Raw genomic sequence first — 15,372 nt, forward strand, 5'->3', positions numbered from 1 at the left:
TGTCTTGGTTTTGTGCATATTTTACAACAAAATATGTTTAAATTGTGCAAATCAAAGAATATATAAATTTAAGTTGATTAATATTGAATTTGATGTTATAATATAATGTAATCGGGTAATAACCCCGTTTGCATCAAGATTTTGACGCCTACTTCAAGGAGGAAGCTTTCCATGAAAAGAATTACTGCGTTATTGCTCCTCACAGCAATGTTTGTGGCAGTACTCGCCGGATGCGGCTATGACCCTGAGGACACCGGTTCCATTATCCCGCTGTATCTCGGCGCCGAACAAAGAAATTTCGATCCCACGCTCACGCTTTACGATAAGGATACCGTAAAATATCTTGAACTTATAAATGAAGGTCTCACCGTGGTCGGAGAAGACGGAACCATTTCAAAAGGTCTCGCGAAGAATTGGTATACCAAATTCGACGAAAAACGCGGTGAATATTACCTTTATATCGAGCTTTATCCGTCTAAATGGAATGACGGCCGCTCGCTTATTGCCGATCATATCGTATACGCATGGAAGCGTCTCCTTTCACCTGAAACCAAATCGCCCGCTGCCGCTCTGCTTTATGACATAAAAAATGCCAAAGCGGTAAAGGCCGGAGATATGTCGATAGATTCAGTCGGCATCGCTTCTGTCGACAACTTACTTATCGAAATTCAGTTTGAGAAAAAGATTGATGTCAATCTCTTCCTTGAGGCTATCGCCAGCCCGTCGCTTGTCCCGATACGTGACGATGTTGTCGTCGGAGCCAACGCGGCTACCTGGGCCACCACACTTGAAGAGCTTGCCACCAACGGACAGTTTACTATCAAGGATATGACCCAAAAGACCTCCTGCGTAATTGAAAAGGCGACAGCATATCGTGAGAACGATGAAGAAGATGTCAGCCCGATCAAATATGTTAAGCCGCTTCGTCTTCTCATAGATTTTACAAAGCCTATCAGCAAACAGATTGATATGCTTAAAGCAGGCGAAATATATTATGTAGGCGGGCTTGATAAAGCTGCATATACCGCAAACGCCTCATCGGCGAAAACACAGGCTATGCTTTCCGTTATGACGGTTTTCTTTAACTGCACAAAGCCCGCGCTTGCCAAGGAAGAGGCTAGACAGGCATTGAGCACCGCTCTTGACAGAAATCAAATCGCAGATATCGTGGGCGCTCCGAATAAGCCGGCAACCGGATTTGTAACGCCCGGAATTTTTGACTCAACTATGAAAACCTCCTTCAGAAGTGTCGGAGGAGACATCATCTCCACCAATGCCGATGTAGCAAAAGCAAAATCGCTTGCTTCATCCGGCGGACTTAAAGGCACCCTGACTCTTGCATGCAAAATAGGCGAAGTAAACAAAGCGGTCGCCGATTATTGTGTATCCGCATGGAAAGAGCTTGGCGTTACCGTTACAGTAAATGCAATGACGGATAAAGATTATACCGCCGCTCTTTATTCCGGCAATTTCGATATGATTCTTCTTGATTATCAGGGACTTTCTACGAGCGCATATTCCTTCCTCGCTCCGTTTGCAACTCGTTATTCCGGCGAGCCGGTTTCCGTTGAAGACAACAGTAAAGGATACACACCGAGCGTCACAGGATTTGAAAATGCCGAATATGACGCGGCTATCGATGCCGTCCTCGCCGCTACAACCCGCGCTGACAGGGCTTCGCTTTTACATACAGCTGAGGGTTTGTTTGTAAAATATATGCCAGCCGCTCCGCTCGTATTCTATTATGATTCGTATCTTGTTTCATCTGAGCTTACCGGATTGAAGAATTCCGCCTTCGGCACCCGCATTTTCAAGGATGCTGTCCTTAAAAATTATAAGGACAAGAACGCGGCATATCTCGCAAAAAAGGATGCGAAAGATAAAGAGAATACAAAGTCTGCCTGAAAACGATTACAAAAGTTCACGGGAGAGAACCGCTTTCGGTTCTCTCCCGTTTTTAAAGAATTCCTTGTCATTAAAACGGCAATATAATAATCCTTGTCTTATTAAGAGATAAAAGCCCATATATCAAATCCTTTCCTCTCTTTAAGCGGTGATTATTTAATTGCCGCGTTAATAATAAAAAGGATTGAAAGATAAACCTAAAAATGGGCAATATTTGCCTTTGCGGTTTAACAGCTCATTTCGGTAAGCCAAAACCGAAAAAGTTTACGGTTCGGCGGAAAGGTATGGATCATATACATGAAAAATTTTGATCTGGTAAAAAAAGAAATTTCAGAAGCGGCGGACAGAAACGCCGCATATATACTGGAAAAAGCAGAAGATATTCTGAAAACCCCGGAGCTAGGATACAAGGAATTCAGGACATCGGAATATGTCAGACGGGAATTCAATTCTTTCGGCGCGCTGGAAAAAGCGCAGGTCGCGTACACCGGAGTGCGCGGAAGCATAGGAGATTCTTCGCCCGACGCGTTGAATATTTGCGTGATGGGTGAGCTTGACGCCGTCGTATGCCCGACTCATCCTTTTGCCGATAAAACCACAGGCGCCGCGCACGCTTGCGGCCATAACGGACAGATCGCCGTGATGCTCGGCGTCATGAGGATTCTGCGCGAATGCGGATTAGACAGGATCAGAGGAGTGCGCTTCACATTTCTCGCAGTCCCCGCGGAGGAAATGATCGACATAGATTACCGCCGCTCGTTAATTGCTGAAGGCAAAATTAAATATCTGTCCGGTAAGCAGCAGCTTATATATGAGCGTGAATTTGACAACTGCGATATATGTATGATGATCCATTCACAGCCCGGAGAGGAAACAGCCGCGTCGTATATCGGAGGCTCGAGCTTGGGCTTCGTGATGAAGACGATTACCTTCAAAGGAAAAGCGGCTCATGCGGGAGCGGCGCCTTATGAGGGAATCAACGCGTTGAACGCGGCAATGCTTTCAATGATGAATATGCACGCCGCGCGTGAAACTTTCCGCGACGAGGATAAGGTCAGGATTCATCCGATAATAGTAAAGGGCGGCGACGCAGCAAATATCGTGCCAGATAATGTTATTATGGAAAACACGGTAAGAGCGTACAATATGTCGGCGCTTGCCGACGCGGATGAAAAAGCCACGCTTGCCGTGCTCGGCGCGTGTATCGCAACAAGAGCGTCCGCCACGGTTGTCAGTACGCCCGGATATCTGCCGTTAAGGCAGGACAAGCTTCTATCGGAACGCTTCTATGAGCTTTCAAAGCAATTTATACCGCAATCCTCGCTGTATATGGGACGCGACATGATAGGCTCTTCGGATATAGGAGACGTCGGCCATTTGATACCGACGATTCAGCCCACAATGGGCGGTGTGACCGGTTCTGCTCATACCAACACCTTTTGCCTTTCTGACAAGACGGCATCCCTGATTATCCCTGCGAAAATTCTCGCCCAGCTCTGCGCAGAGCTGGTTTATGACGACTGCCGGCTAGCGGCGCGGGTTAAATCGGAATTTGTCCCAGTTTATACGAGAGAAGAATATATTGCTTATCTCGACGGATTGTTTTATACGAAAAAGCTTAATATACCGCAAGTTACAATAAAAGATATCTGATCGGAGTTTATATAAATGGAGACTCTCTCTGCCGCAGAAAAGCAGATCAAGCTTGATTCGCTTAAGGAAGCATGCGGAAAATGCAAACGCTGCCCGCTTGGTGAAACGCGTATTAATCTTGTATTCGGAAAAGGCTCGCCGGAATCAAAACTGATGTTCATCGGCGAAGCTCCGGGTGAAAAGGAGGATCTTTCGGGTATCCCGTTTGTCGGCGCCGCCGGAAAGCTTCTCGACAAATACCTTGCTTTTATAGGGCTTGAAGCTGATGATGTATACATAGCCAACATATTGAAATGCCGCCCTCCGCATAACCGCGATCCGCTGCCCGCGGAGGAGGACGAATGCATCGGGTATCTTCGCGAACAGGTTGCGATTATCCGCCCGAAGCTGATTGTCTGCCTCGGACGCATAGCTGCCATGCGGATAATAAAGCCCGATTTTAAAATAACCTCGGAGCACGGAAAGTGGTTTAAAAAAGGAGACTGCCTTATAACGGCGGTCTATCATCCGGCGGCGCTTCTCCGCGACCCGCGGAAAAAAGGGGAAATGCTCGACGACTTCAAGGATATTGAAAAAATATTGAAAGAAGAAAATCATTCTGACTCTATATAGTAAAAATTCCGAATTAGTTACGGTATAGATATGATTATATTATACCGACTTTAAACGGAGCAGTCATGAAAAAGAAAATCGTTCTGATCATAATTCGTTCGGTAATTTTCATTCTTGCGACATTGATGATTGTTGTATTAATTCTGACGCATATCCCGCGTAGCTGGAGCGGAGAGTGCGGTCTTTCTCCGGCAACGGATGCGGATCATTACAGCAAAGAAGCTGCGGAATTTATCGGGCTGATATTATGTAAATATGATATCAAATACCGCAGAGTGCTTTTCAATACGGTAAAAATTAATATGAAAATTGATCTTGCGGATATATCGCTGGATGAATCATATGAATATCGAGATCCGATAACTCCCATATCTAAAATATCAGATGAAATAAAATATATCGGATCGTACAAACCCGGATACGAAAACATAGCACATAACATTTCATGCGAAAAAACGTATGAAACGGAATCCGGCAGGCTTGTCATTGAGAATATTCGGGTCGAGTATGGACCTGATAACGAAAAACTGCAGTTGCAAATCAAAGGAAAGCTGTATTCCGACGATGTGATATACCATACATTCAATATTAAATATATAATGTCTACTGAATAATTGCCATTTTCGAACGCAAATCATTGATTTTGGAGTTAAGTATCCATTGATTGCCGCCTGGGCAGATATTATAAAGCTCCGGGGCTTAGCCCACTTTGCTACGCTCTCCGATTAAGAGCCCATTTGAAAAATGGCTCTTAAGAATCCCAGGAAACTTCCATGTAGGAATTTTATGTTGGTATACCTAATATTAGAGTTTCTTGCCAGGCTTCTTTTCAAAGAAGCTGCGCATCCTTTTTTATAATTTTCCGCGGCTTTCACATCGCGAAAGCCGCATTTTTTTCATTTTGACAGAAATTCATATATACAAGAAAGCGGATTTGTGTTATAATAAGTCTGTATAAATGTAAGAAAGGGCTTCTTTAGCTATAAAATGACAGAGGAAACCTCCGATATAGTTGTCGGGCGCAATGCTTTGCGCGAATTGCTGAAATCCGGAAGACAGATTGACAAGCTGCTAATTCAGTCCGGTACGCGTGAAGGCTCGGTTATCGAGCTGATTGCGAAAGCAAAAGATAGAAAGATACCTGTAACAGAGGTGTCAAAATCAAAGCTTGATGAGATCTGCGTACGGGCCGGCTGTGCGGCAAATTCACATCAGGGAGTCGCCGCATATACCGCCGTAATAGAATATGCTTCGCTTGACGACCTTTTTGCCGAGGCGGAAACGCGTGGAGAAAAGCCGTTTTTTATAATGGCCGACAGAATTTCAGATCCTCACAATCTCGGAGCATTAATACGTTGCTGTGAAGGAGCGGGGGCGCATGGAATTATCATACCTAAACGCGGGGCGACAGGCGTCGGAGCCGCTGTTATGAAATCTTCCGCCGGTGCCGCCGAATATTTAAAAATATGCCGCGTCACAAACCTTGCGGAAACCGCTGAAACGCTTAAAAAGCGTGGTGTATGGCTTTTTGCGTGCGAATCCGGAGGGAAAAAATATTGCGAAGCCGATTACGATCTTCCGCTCTGTCTGATCCTCGGAAGTGAGGGAGAGGGAGTGTCGCGCCTTTTACGTGACAAGAGCGATTTTGTTATTTCAATTCCCATGCGCGGCGCCGTTAATTCTCTGAATGTTTCCTGCGCCGGTGCTGTGTTCATGTATGAGGCGTTAAGAAACAGACAAATCTGTGCGGCTTCCTCGGACACATAATTAATCATTCATTTTTGAATAAAGCGACAGAACAGAATATAACGATAAACTTCCGAAAATGAAAAACGATCATTTAAGACGGACGTTCAAAACACAAGGAGGAAACGGATTCGTGCGAATGCAATGCATGTACGATACTTATGCGTTACGCAACGGTTCCGGCTGAAGAATGGCCACAGTATATAAAATAGTACGTAAAAAACTGAAATCTTCACCAACACCGGCATCTGCAAAGGCTGCCGAAGCCGATAAATTTGACACAAAGTCATTTACTCCGGCAACGAGTGCCGACACAATAAAAAAAGAACTCCTCGGAATCCTCGGAACGTCGAAGGCGCCGTCTTCTTCTCCGTCCGGCTCTTCCATTCCTTCTTCCGACGCGACAACGGTGTTTAAGCCGGTATCTGATGTAAAAGATAAATCGGCGGATAATACGAAAAAGCCCGAAGAAAAGCCTATAAGCCGCAGCAAGAATTCTCCGCTGGAGTCTTATGTCGGTTCAGATCCGAAGACGAATAAACTGAAAAGTTCGGTGGGCCAGAAAGTCAATGAGATTTACGGCGCATCCAAATCCGATGCGGCGGTAAATGAAAAAGCAAATGAAGAAGATGAAAGCTCCGACGAGGCTGACAGAATTCTTCGCAGCGTTTTCGGCGGTGAATACGAACCGAAAAAGAAAAAAGATAAAAATAATAAAACTTCCGATATTCTGTCCGCTGTAAAACGAGCAGAAGAAAGCAAGCCCGGTCCGGAGCAAATGCCGCGTCCCGCAGATGCGGCGGCAAAAGCTGTGCCGGATATATCGGAGATAAAAGCCGCTAAGCCCGACACGGACAGCGCGGATAAGACAGACAATAATATTGAAAAAGCGAAGATTATATCCGAACCGGCTTCCGAGGAAAAAGTAAACGAGACAATCGAAGACGACTCGGATTATGACGATGCTGATGAGGATACAAGAGAAAAAGAACCGATAGATGAATTCACTGCTCCGGAGCAGTATGACGAGCTTTCGGAAACATTGAAATCACGCGGAAGCAAGATGCTTCTCGCTTCTCTCTGGACTCTGCTGACGACTTTGGGATTGATATATCTTGAATCCGCCTGCTTTACCGACATATATCACCCGATATTCCTGATGCCGGGGAAATTCGGAATTGTATTTTTACTTATCGATCTCCAGTTATTATTTATCAGCGCTTTGTTTATACTCGGCAACCTCGCTGACGGCGTAAAAGCCCTTTTTAAAGGGAAAGCAAATTTTAACAGCGTCACTTTTGCGATTATGCTTACGTGCGTCATAAATGTCATTTCAAACATGATATTTAAAGCTTCATCAAATGACCTTATGCTCTATTCGACTATAGGTTCGCTTGCCGCGTTCTGCAATGCGTTATGCAGCACATTTGAAGCGAAGCGTGTATATGGGGCATTTCGTATAGTGTCAGCAAAAAAGCAAAAATATATCGCAAAGCGCCTTCCGCCTGACTGCGCCACCGGAAAGACTTTTTCTGAATATCTGCCCGAAAATCCAGATATATTTTCAATAGAAAAAACAGATTTCGTAGACGGATTCTTTAAAAATCTCAAGGCTTATCCCCAGTCGGATTCAGCATTCAAGATCAGCGTTCCTTTCTCCCTGATTGCCGGACTGATATTTGCCGTCGTCACATTTATTACAAGGAAGTCGGTTCCGATCGCGATAGATAATTTTACTTTGATGGTTCTGATGGCGCTGCCGCTCGGAGCTGTGTTTGTATCGGTATTCCCGATTTGTGCTCTTTCCAAACGCGCCGTTAAAACAGAAACCGCTTTAATCGGGCTTGATTCAGTCGAAAAATACTGCAATACCGCCGCGGTAGCGTTCAATGACAGCGAAGTATTCCCGTCAAAGGGGATAAAAGTTACTATAGTAAGGGCATACGGCAGTCATCGCATCGATAAGACGATTTTGTACGCCGCGAAAATATTTAAAAAGATCGGCGGTCCGCTTGCTACTGTATTTGAGAATTCCGTGTCGAGCATCGGCGGCGAAATTACCACCGATATAGAAATACTTGAAATATCGCCCGACGGCATATGCGCGAAGATAGACGGCCAGGAGGTCTTTATCGGAAACAAGGAATATATGCTTTCGTATGATTTCGGATATATAAAGGATCAGATAGATCAGGTATTCGAAAACTCGGTCGGACGCATAATGTATATGGCGATAGAGGACGAAATCGCGGCGAAATTCTATATTCGTTATGCGATAAGCACCGGGTTTGAAAAGCTTTTGCGTCAGCTTGGATCAGTCGGAATTTGCGCCTCTATACGCAGCTGCGATCCGAATATAGATAACGAGCTTTTAAAGCATCTCTTGAAAAAGGGAGATTATCCGGTCGGCATATTAAAAACCCCGGAAGCCGCAAAAACCCATCCTGTTTCACCCAGAGAGGACAGCGGCATTGTTTGCACCTCTACAACAGCAAATATGCTTCGCGGCTTCATCCTCGCGGATAAGATCAAGCAGAGGATAAGCGCGAATACTCTCGTGAAATTCATTTCATTATTACTCGGCGTATTCATGGTTGTATTCCTATACATAACGGGATTTTCGGACAAGCTAGACACATTCAGGATGCTTTTGTATCACGGGCTGTGGCTGCTTCCAATAATAATTCCGTCGCTTGTGGAATGATGTCCGCCGTTAAATAGCAGATAATTGAGGCGAAGCAGCCGTATGTTGCTTCGCCGACACATTTATATTTATATATTTCGGCAGCTGCCGAAACGCGATAAGAATATAGGGTATTAAATTATTAACAGGTCTAATAACTAAAAATTACAACAAAATTAAAAGCAGATATTGTTGTTGTTGCACAATCGATTTGAATACGATGATTCGAAAATTCGAGTTTTTTAGAGGCTGCCTAACTATACTTATACAACGGAGATGCAATATGGATATGCGAAAGAACGCGAATCTTATCGATGAATACGACAAGACCTGTCGTATGTGCGAGTATTCATCGCCTCTTTCCGACGGTATGCAGCTCTGCGATTATCACGGAGTCGTTTCTCCGTATTATAAATGCGCGAGGTTTTACTTTGATCTGACGAAGATCGAAATTTCACCAAAAAGGCTTGCGCAAAGCGAATCCGAATAGGTTAAGCGCGAAACAATGAAAGGTACGGAATATAAACAGATGGAAAAGAACAAAAAATTGATGCTCGGCAACGAAGCGATAGCACGCGGACTTTATGAAGCGGGATGCCGTCTCGTATCAAGCTATCCCGGGACGCCAAGCACCGAAATCAGCGAATGCGCCGCGAAATATGACGAAATTTACGCCGAATGGGCGCCAAATGAAAAAGTCGCGCTCGAAACAGCTCTCGGTGCGGCCATCGCGGGAGGACGCAGCTTCTGCGCAATGAAGCATGTCGGCTTGAATGTGGCGGCCGATCCGCTTTTCATTACCGGCTATACCGGCATAAACGCGGGGATGGTTATAACAGTTGCCGATGATCCGGGAATGCACTCTTCTCAGAACGAACAGGATTCCCGGCATTATGCCATGGCCGCGAAGCTTCCGATGCTTGAGCCGTGTGACAGCGGAGAAGCGCTTGCGTTTACGAAGCTTGCATATGACCTTTCCGAACAGTATGATACGCCGTTTATAATAAGAATGACGACCCGCGTCGCTCATTCACAAAGCCTCGTGCCGCTTTCCGACAGACAGGAAAGGGAAATAAAACCATATGAAAAAAACCCTCAGAAATATGTAATGATGCCCGCGTATGCGCGTCCTAAGCATAAGGTATGCGAGGACAGGCTCGATTCTCTCCGCGTGCTTGCGGAGAGAACGGATGCGGGAATAAACAGAATTGAATATAATTCACCAAAAACAGGAATAATCGCTTCAGGCGTTAATTATGATTACGCAAAAGAAGCCTTCGGTTTGGACGCTTCTTATTTAAAACTCGGAATGGTATTTCCGCTGCCCGAGAAGCTTATATTCGAATTCGCCTCAAAGGTGGACAGACTGATCATCGTCGAGGATCTTGATCCGATAATAGAAACTCATGTGAAGGCTCTCGGCATCAAATGCGACGGAAAAAACTTATTGCCAATTACAGGCGAATTCTCACACACAATGCTCCTGGAGCTGTTAAGAGGCAAAAAGACCGAAAAGCTTTCGATGGACGAAGCTCTGCCGGGACGTCCGCCGGTCATGTGCCCGGGATGCCCGCACAGAGGACTATTCTATACACTTAAAAAAATGAAGCTGACCGTAATGGGCGATATCGGCTGTTATACGCTTGGGGCGGCGCCGCCGCTCAGCGCCATGGATACTACATTATGCATGGGCGCGTCGATTTCATCAATCCACGGATTTACCAAAATCCGCCCAGATGACGCGAAAAAAACCGTGGCTGTCATCGGAGACAGCACGTTTATGCATTCAGGTATAACCGGACTTGTAAATATAACGTACAACAAAGGCATATCGACCGTACTGATTCTCGACAACAGCATAACAGGCATGACAGGACATCAGCAGAATCCGTGCACGGGCTTTACGCTTAAAAACGAGCCTGTTCGCGGGATTCTCCCGGAAAAGATAGCCGAAGCCGCCGGAGTCGATCCGGAACACATAAAAATCGCCGATCCCGGCGATCCTGCAGCTCTTGAAAAAATAATCGCCGCGGAGCTTTCCTGCGATTGCCCATCGGTTGTTATCGTCCGCCGTCCGTGCGCGCTTCTTAAATGCGTCAAAAAAGACAGCTTTTGCCTGATAGACACTGATAAATGCAAAAAGTGCCGCGCATGTATGAATATCGGCTGCCCCTGCATAAGCATCGGAGCCGACGGACGCCCGGTAATCGACAACTCGCTATGCACGGGCTGCGGTTTATGTGAAAAAATGTGCCGCTTCGGAGCAATAAAAACAATCAAAAGATAAATAAGGTTAGGAATATAAAATGACTAAAAACATAATGATAGTGGGCGTCGGAGGTCAGGGCAGCCTTCTTGCCAGCCGCATAGTAGGCAATGCCGCGATTGAGGCGGGATACGACGTAAAGGTCAGCGAGGTGCATGGTATGTCACAGCGCGGAGGCTCTGTCGTTACATATGTCAGATACGGCGACAAGGTCGAAAGCCCGGTCATCGGCGAAGGAGAGGCGGATATAATCCTCTCGTTTGAGCTTTTGGAGTCCGCACGATTTCTTCCTTTTTTGAGAAAGGGAGGAAAAATAATAACGAACACACAGAAGATAAATCCGATGCCCGTCGTCACGGGACAGGCCTCCTATCCGGAGGAATTGGCGGAAAAAATCAGACAAAAGGGCGTAAATATAATTGAGACAGACGCGCTTGCCCTCGCGGCAAAGGCAGGGAGTGAGAAGGCTGTCAACGTCGTGCTTATCGGATGCATGGCTCGCGACTGCGATTTCACAAAAGAACAGCTTCTGGCCGCGACACGGGCTTGTGTGCCCGCGAAGCTTGCGGAGATAAACCTCGCCGCGTTCGAACTCGGTTATAACGCATAAATTATAATTTAAGGTAATATTAATATGCAATACTACAACAAAATGCTTGAAACGGCGCCGCGTCATGAAATGAAAGCGCTGCAAAGCTATAACCTGTCAAGAACCGTAAGACGCATATACGAAAACGTACCGCTTTACCGCAGAAGAATGGACGAAGCGGGAGTAAAACCGGAGCATATAAAATCTATTGATGATCTTCACCTTCTGCCGTTCACGGTCAAGCAGGACTTAAGAGACACTTATCCTTATGGTCTGTTTGCCGTTCCGATGGATCAGGTCGTCCGTCTCCACGCTTCATCCGGCACGACAGGAAAGCAGATTGTCGTCGGATATACTGAAAATGATATAAAAATGTGGGCTCAATGCGTTGCTCGTTCTCTTTGTGCGATAGGCGCGACGAAAAAGGATTTCATTCAGATTTCATATGGTTACGGTTTGTTTACCGGAGGACTTGGGCTTCATTACGGGGCGGAGCTTTTGGGCGCTGCCGTAATACCGACTTCCACCGGTAACACCGCGCGCCAGATCCAGATCCTGCGCGATTTCGGATCGACGATAATATGTTCGACGCCTTCATATGCGTTATATATCATCGATTGTCTTAAGGAGAGCGGCATTCCGCTGTCCGAATTGAAGTTAAGAGCCGGATTTTTCGGAGCGGAGCCGTGGACCGACAACATGAGAAAGCAGATTGAGGCCGGACTTAATATCAAGGCATACGATATATACGGTCTAAGCGAAATCACCGGCCCCGGTGTTTCCTTCGATTGCGAATGTCAAAACGGACTTCATGTAAACGAAGATCATTTCGTGCCGGAAATAATCAATCCGGACACGCTTGAGGTGCTTCCGGACGGAGAAAAAGGAGAGCTTGTATTTACCTGTATAACAAAAGAGGCTTTCCCGCTGATCCGATATCGGACCCGTGATATAGCTTCGATAACTCATGAGCCTTGCTCATGCGGAAGAACGCTTGTGAGGATGTCAAAGCCGCAGGGACGCAGCGACGATATGTTAATTATCCGCGGAGTAAATGTATTCCCGTCTCAGATTGAAAGTGTGCTTTTAGGCATAGGAGAGACATCTCCGCATTATATGCTGATTGTTGATAGAGTCAATAATACGGATACGCTTGAAATTCAAGTCGAGCTGTCACGTGAAATGTTCAGCTCGGATTCCGTTAAGCATCTTCAGGAGCTTGAGGCGTCAATACGTTCGAAAATCGATTCAACTCTCGGTATTTCCGCGAAGGTGACGTTTGTAGAGCCGAAGACCCTGGCGAGAACCGAAGGAAAAGCGAAACGCGTAATAGACAAGCGCGTATTGATATAAGTATTAATAAAGGAGAAACGCCATGATAATCAAACAGATTTCTGTATTTGTGGAAAACAGGCCGGGACGGCTTGCGGAAATAACCGCCATGATCGCCGGCTGCGGCGTAAATATCCGCGCGCTCTCCATTGCGGATACATCGCATTTCGGAATAATGCGCTGTATAGTCGATAAGCCTGAAGTGACGGAGGCGGTGTTGAGAAACGCCGGACTTACGGTCGCGATAACGGATGTCATAGGACTACGAATACCGGATTGTCCAGGCGGACTTGCCGAAGCGCTTAAATTTCTGGCAGATAAAGGATTTACGGTTGAATACGCATATGCCTTTATTGAAAAGACGGAAAATGACGCTTATGTCGTTCTTCGTATAGATGACGCGGAGCGCGCCGTCAAGGTCCTGAAAGCCAACGGTTATAAAGGCGCGGAGCCCAGTAAACAATAAAAAACAATATCAGTTTCTGCCGCTTTTAACGAGGCGGCAGAAAACACAGCATACAGCGATAACTGATTTATCGCGGCGATTATTATTACCATTTAAATAATAACAAACAGGCCCGAAAGGCGGGGAAAGACAGAATGAAAGAAAAATTTTATATCACCACAGCGATTATTTACGCGTCTGGAAAACCGCATATAGGAAACACATATGAGGTAGTGTTTACCGACACCATCGCTCGTTTTATGCGGCTCATGGGTAAAGACGTGTTTTTCCTCACCGGAACGGATGAGCACGGTATAAAAATACAGGAAAAGGCTGCGAAAGCCGGAATGGCCCCGAAGCAATATGTCGACAAGGTGGTCGGCGAAGTCAGACACATATGGGATCTGATGAATACAAGCTACGATAAATTCATCAGGACGACCGACCCGGAGCATGAACGTATTGTCTCGGAGATGTTCGATAGGTTTTATGAAAACGGCGATATATACAAAAGCGAATATTCAGGAAAATACTGTACCCCCTGTGAAACCTTTTTCACTGATAATCAGCTCAAGGACGGAAAATGCCCTGACTGCGGTGGAGAAGTAACGGAGGCACATGAAGAGGCATATTTCTTTAAAATGAGCAAATATGCGGACAGACTTATGAAATATATCGAGGATAATCCCGATTTCATAACACCGGAGTCACGCAAAAAGGAAATGATCAACAATTTTCTGAAGCCCGGACTCAGTGATCTGTGCGTTTCAAGAACGAGCTTTTCTTGGGGCATTCCGGTCAGCTTTGATAAAAAGCACGTCATTTATGTGTGGGTGGACGCGCTTTCAAATTATATTACAGCGCTCGGATACGATACAGACAAGTCAAAACAGGGCGAGCTGTATAAAAAATACTGGCCGTGCGATATGCATGTCATTGGCAAGGATATTTTACGATTCCATACAATTTACTGGCCGATATTCCTTATGGCGCTCGGCGAGCCGCTTCCTAAGAAAGTGTTCGGACACGCATGGTTTTTAAACGGTATAGACAAAATGTCGAAATCGAAGGGAAATACTATATACGCGGATGAGCTTTGCGAATATTTCGGTACGGATGCGGTAAGGTATTATCTTTTAAGTGAAATGCCATATGCGAACGACGGAACAATAACATATGAAGCTGTCATAAAGAAATATAATTCCGAGCTTGCAAATACACTCGGCAATCTCGTGTCACGTACGCTCGCGATGACGGCAAAGTATTTTGGTTCCGTAATACCCGAGCCGGGTGATCAGAACGATATTGACAGAGAGCTGATCGGAGAATGTGTATCGAGAAGTACAGAAATCATTGAAAAGATGAAGGAATACCGCGTCTCAGAAGCTCTTGAAGCGCTATTTGATATACTGCACAGAGCAAACAAGTACATTGATGAAACTTCGCCGTGGGTCCTCGCCAAGACGGAAGAAGGAAAAAAGCGTCTTTCAACGATCATATACAATTTACTTGAAACAATTCGCATAGCGGCGGTATTATTGAATCCCTTCATGACATCGACCAGTGACAAAATTCTCTCATCGATCGGCGCGGAAAGCGGAGATTTTTCGCTTTTAGGCTTCGGCGGCCTTGTTCCCGGCGGAAAGGTGACGGATTGCGGCATACTCTTTACCCGCATTGATGAGGAAAAGCTGCTTAAGGAATTATTCGAAAAGCATAACCCTCTCGCATCCGTATCGGAAGCGCGAACGGAAAAAGCCGAAAAAGATAAATCCGCTTCTTTGCCGGAGGGTGTTATATCTATAGACGAATTTGCCAAGGTAAAGCTTCGCGTTGGCGAAATTCTTTCATGCGTTCCGGTTAAAAAATCCGACAAGCTTCTCGCAATGCAGGTTGAGCTGGGCGGAGAAACGCGTCAGATAGTTTCCGGAATTGCGAAGTTCTACAAACCGGAGGAGCTTACAGGCAAAAAGGTGGCGGTTGTTTACAACCTTGCCCCGGCTGTTTTACGCGGGACCGAAAGCAACGGTATGATACTTGCGGCCTGCTCTGAAGCCACAGGCGAAGACGGAAGCAAGAACGAAACGGTAAACGTCCTATTTATAGATCCCGCGGTGAAAAACGGTTCGGTCATACGCTGA

12 protein-coding genes are annotated in these 15,372 nt (G+C 45.8%); all 12 read left to right on the plus strand.

Translation table 11 applies throughout. The features are described from left to right. The first annotated feature begins 171 nt into the window (after window positions 1-171). The 12 genes from VB118_10880 to metG all read left to right on the plus strand — a co-directional run bounded on the left by VB118_10880 (window position 172) and on the right by metG (window position 15,372). Entirely contained in the window at window positions 172-1,905 is a 1,734-nt protein-coding gene (locus VB118_10880) for an ABC transporter substrate-binding protein (protein ID MEA4833102.1), read from the plus strand. 297 nt (window positions 1,906-2,202) lie between these two features. Continuing rightward, window positions 2,203-3,558 (plus strand): amidohydrolase, encoded by a 1,356-nt coding sequence (locus VB118_10885; protein MEA4833103.1) that lies wholly within the window; start codon window positions 2,203-2,205, stop codon window positions 3,556-3,558. A 15-nt stretch (window positions 3,559-3,573) separates the two neighbouring features. Further along, window positions 3,574-4,170, plus strand: coding sequence for a uracil-DNA glycosylase (locus VB118_10890; GenBank protein MEA4833104.1), 597 nt, complete (start codon window positions 3,574-3,576; stop codon window positions 4,168-4,170). A 65-nt stretch (window positions 4,171-4,235) separates the two neighbouring features. Then, window positions 4,236-4,784 (plus strand): hypothetical protein, encoded by a 549-nt coding sequence (locus VB118_10895; protein MEA4833105.1) that lies wholly within the window; start codon window positions 4,236-4,238, stop codon window positions 4,782-4,784. A gap of 373 nt (window positions 4,785-5,157) precedes the next feature. Then, window positions 5,158-5,937 carry a 23S rRNA (guanosine(2251)-2'-O)-methyltransferase RlmB gene (gene rlmB / locus VB118_10900; GenBank protein ID MEA4833106.1) on the plus strand — a complete coding sequence of 260 codons (780 nt, stop codon included), beginning with the start codon at window positions 5,158-5,160 and terminating at the stop codon, window positions 5,935-5,937. Between the two features lie 169 nt (window positions 5,938-6,106). Beyond that, window positions 6,107-8,620: a hypothetical protein gene (locus tag VB118_10905; GenBank protein ID MEA4833107.1), complete on the plus strand. Its 2,514-nt coding sequence runs from the start codon at window positions 6,107-6,109 to the stop codon at window positions 8,618-8,620. 262 nt (window positions 8,621-8,882) lie between these two features. Then, window positions 8,883-9,089, plus strand: coding sequence for a hypothetical protein (locus tag VB118_10910; GenBank protein ID MEA4833108.1), 207 nt, complete (start codon window positions 8,883-8,885; stop codon window positions 9,087-9,089). A 39-nt stretch (window positions 9,090-9,128) separates the two neighbouring features. Then, complete coding sequence (iorA, locus tag VB118_10915) at window positions 9,129-10,886, plus strand: indolepyruvate ferredoxin oxidoreductase subunit alpha (GenBank protein ID MEA4833109.1); 1,758 nt, start codon at window positions 9,129-9,131, stop codon at window positions 10,884-10,886. 19 nt (window positions 10,887-10,905) lie between these two features. Then, on the plus strand, window positions 10,906-11,475 hold the full coding sequence (locus VB118_10920; protein ID MEA4833110.1) for an indolepyruvate oxidoreductase subunit beta: 570 nt from the start codon (window positions 10,906-10,908) through the stop codon (window positions 11,473-11,475). A gap of 24 nt (window positions 11,476-11,499) precedes the next feature. Next, complete coding sequence (locus VB118_10925; GenBank protein ID MEA4833111.1) at window positions 11,500-12,807, plus strand: phenylacetate--CoA ligase; 1,308 nt, start codon at window positions 11,500-11,502, stop codon at window positions 12,805-12,807. A 22-nt stretch (window positions 12,808-12,829) separates the two neighbouring features. Beyond that, a complete protein-coding gene (locus tag VB118_10930) occupies window positions 12,830-13,252 on the plus strand; it encodes an ACT domain-containing protein (GenBank protein ID MEA4833112.1) in 423 nt (140 codons plus the stop codon). Between the two features lie 65 nt (window positions 13,253-13,317). Next, a complete protein-coding gene (gene metG / locus VB118_10935; protein MEA4833113.1) occupies window positions 13,318-15,372 on the plus strand; it encodes a methionine--tRNA ligase in 2,055 nt (684 codons plus the stop codon).

This window comes from Oscillospiraceae bacterium (genome assembly GCA_034925865.1).
In the GTDB taxonomy this organism is placed as follows: Bacteria; Bacillota; Clostridia; order Oscillospirales; family SIG627; genus SIG704.

Bases quoted from the DNA above. Each gene is read 5' to 3' on its own strand.
- VB118_10880 (MEA4833102.1), top strand. From the start codon at position 172: ATGAAAAGAATTACTGCGTTATTGCTCCTCACAGCAATGTTTGTGGCA.
- iorA (MEA4833109.1), top strand. From the start codon at position 9,129: ATGGAAAAGAACAAAAAATTGATGCTCGGCAACGAAGCGATAGCACGC.
- VB118_10925 (MEA4833111.1), top strand. From the start codon at position 11,500: ATGCAATACTACAACAAAATGCTTGAAACGGCGCCGCGTCATGAAATG.
- rlmB (MEA4833106.1), top strand. From the start codon at position 5,158: ATGACAGAGGAAACCTCCGATATAGTTGTCGGGCGCAATGCTTTGCGC.
- VB118_10930 (MEA4833112.1), top strand. From the start codon at position 12,830: ATGATAATCAAACAGATTTCTGTATTTGTGGAAAACAGGCCGGGACGG.
- VB118_10920 (MEA4833110.1), top strand. From the start codon at position 10,906: ATGACTAAAAACATAATGATAGTGGGCGTCGGAGGTCAGGGCAGCCTT.
- VB118_10905 (MEA4833107.1), top strand. From the start codon at position 6,107: ATGGCCACAGTATATAAAATAGTACGTAAAAAACTGAAATCTTCACCA.
- VB118_10910 (MEA4833108.1), top strand. From the start codon at position 8,883: ATGGATATGCGAAAGAACGCGAATCTTATCGATGAATACGACAAGACC.
- VB118_10885 (MEA4833103.1), top strand. From the start codon at position 2,203: ATGAAAAATTTTGATCTGGTAAAAAAAGAAATTTCAGAAGCGGCGGAC.
- VB118_10895 (MEA4833105.1), top strand. From the start codon at position 4,236: ATGAAAAAGAAAATCGTTCTGATCATAATTCGTTCGGTAATTTTCATT.
- VB118_10890 (MEA4833104.1), top strand. From the start codon at position 3,574: ATGGAGACTCTCTCTGCCGCAGAAAAGCAGATCAAGCTTGATTCGCTT.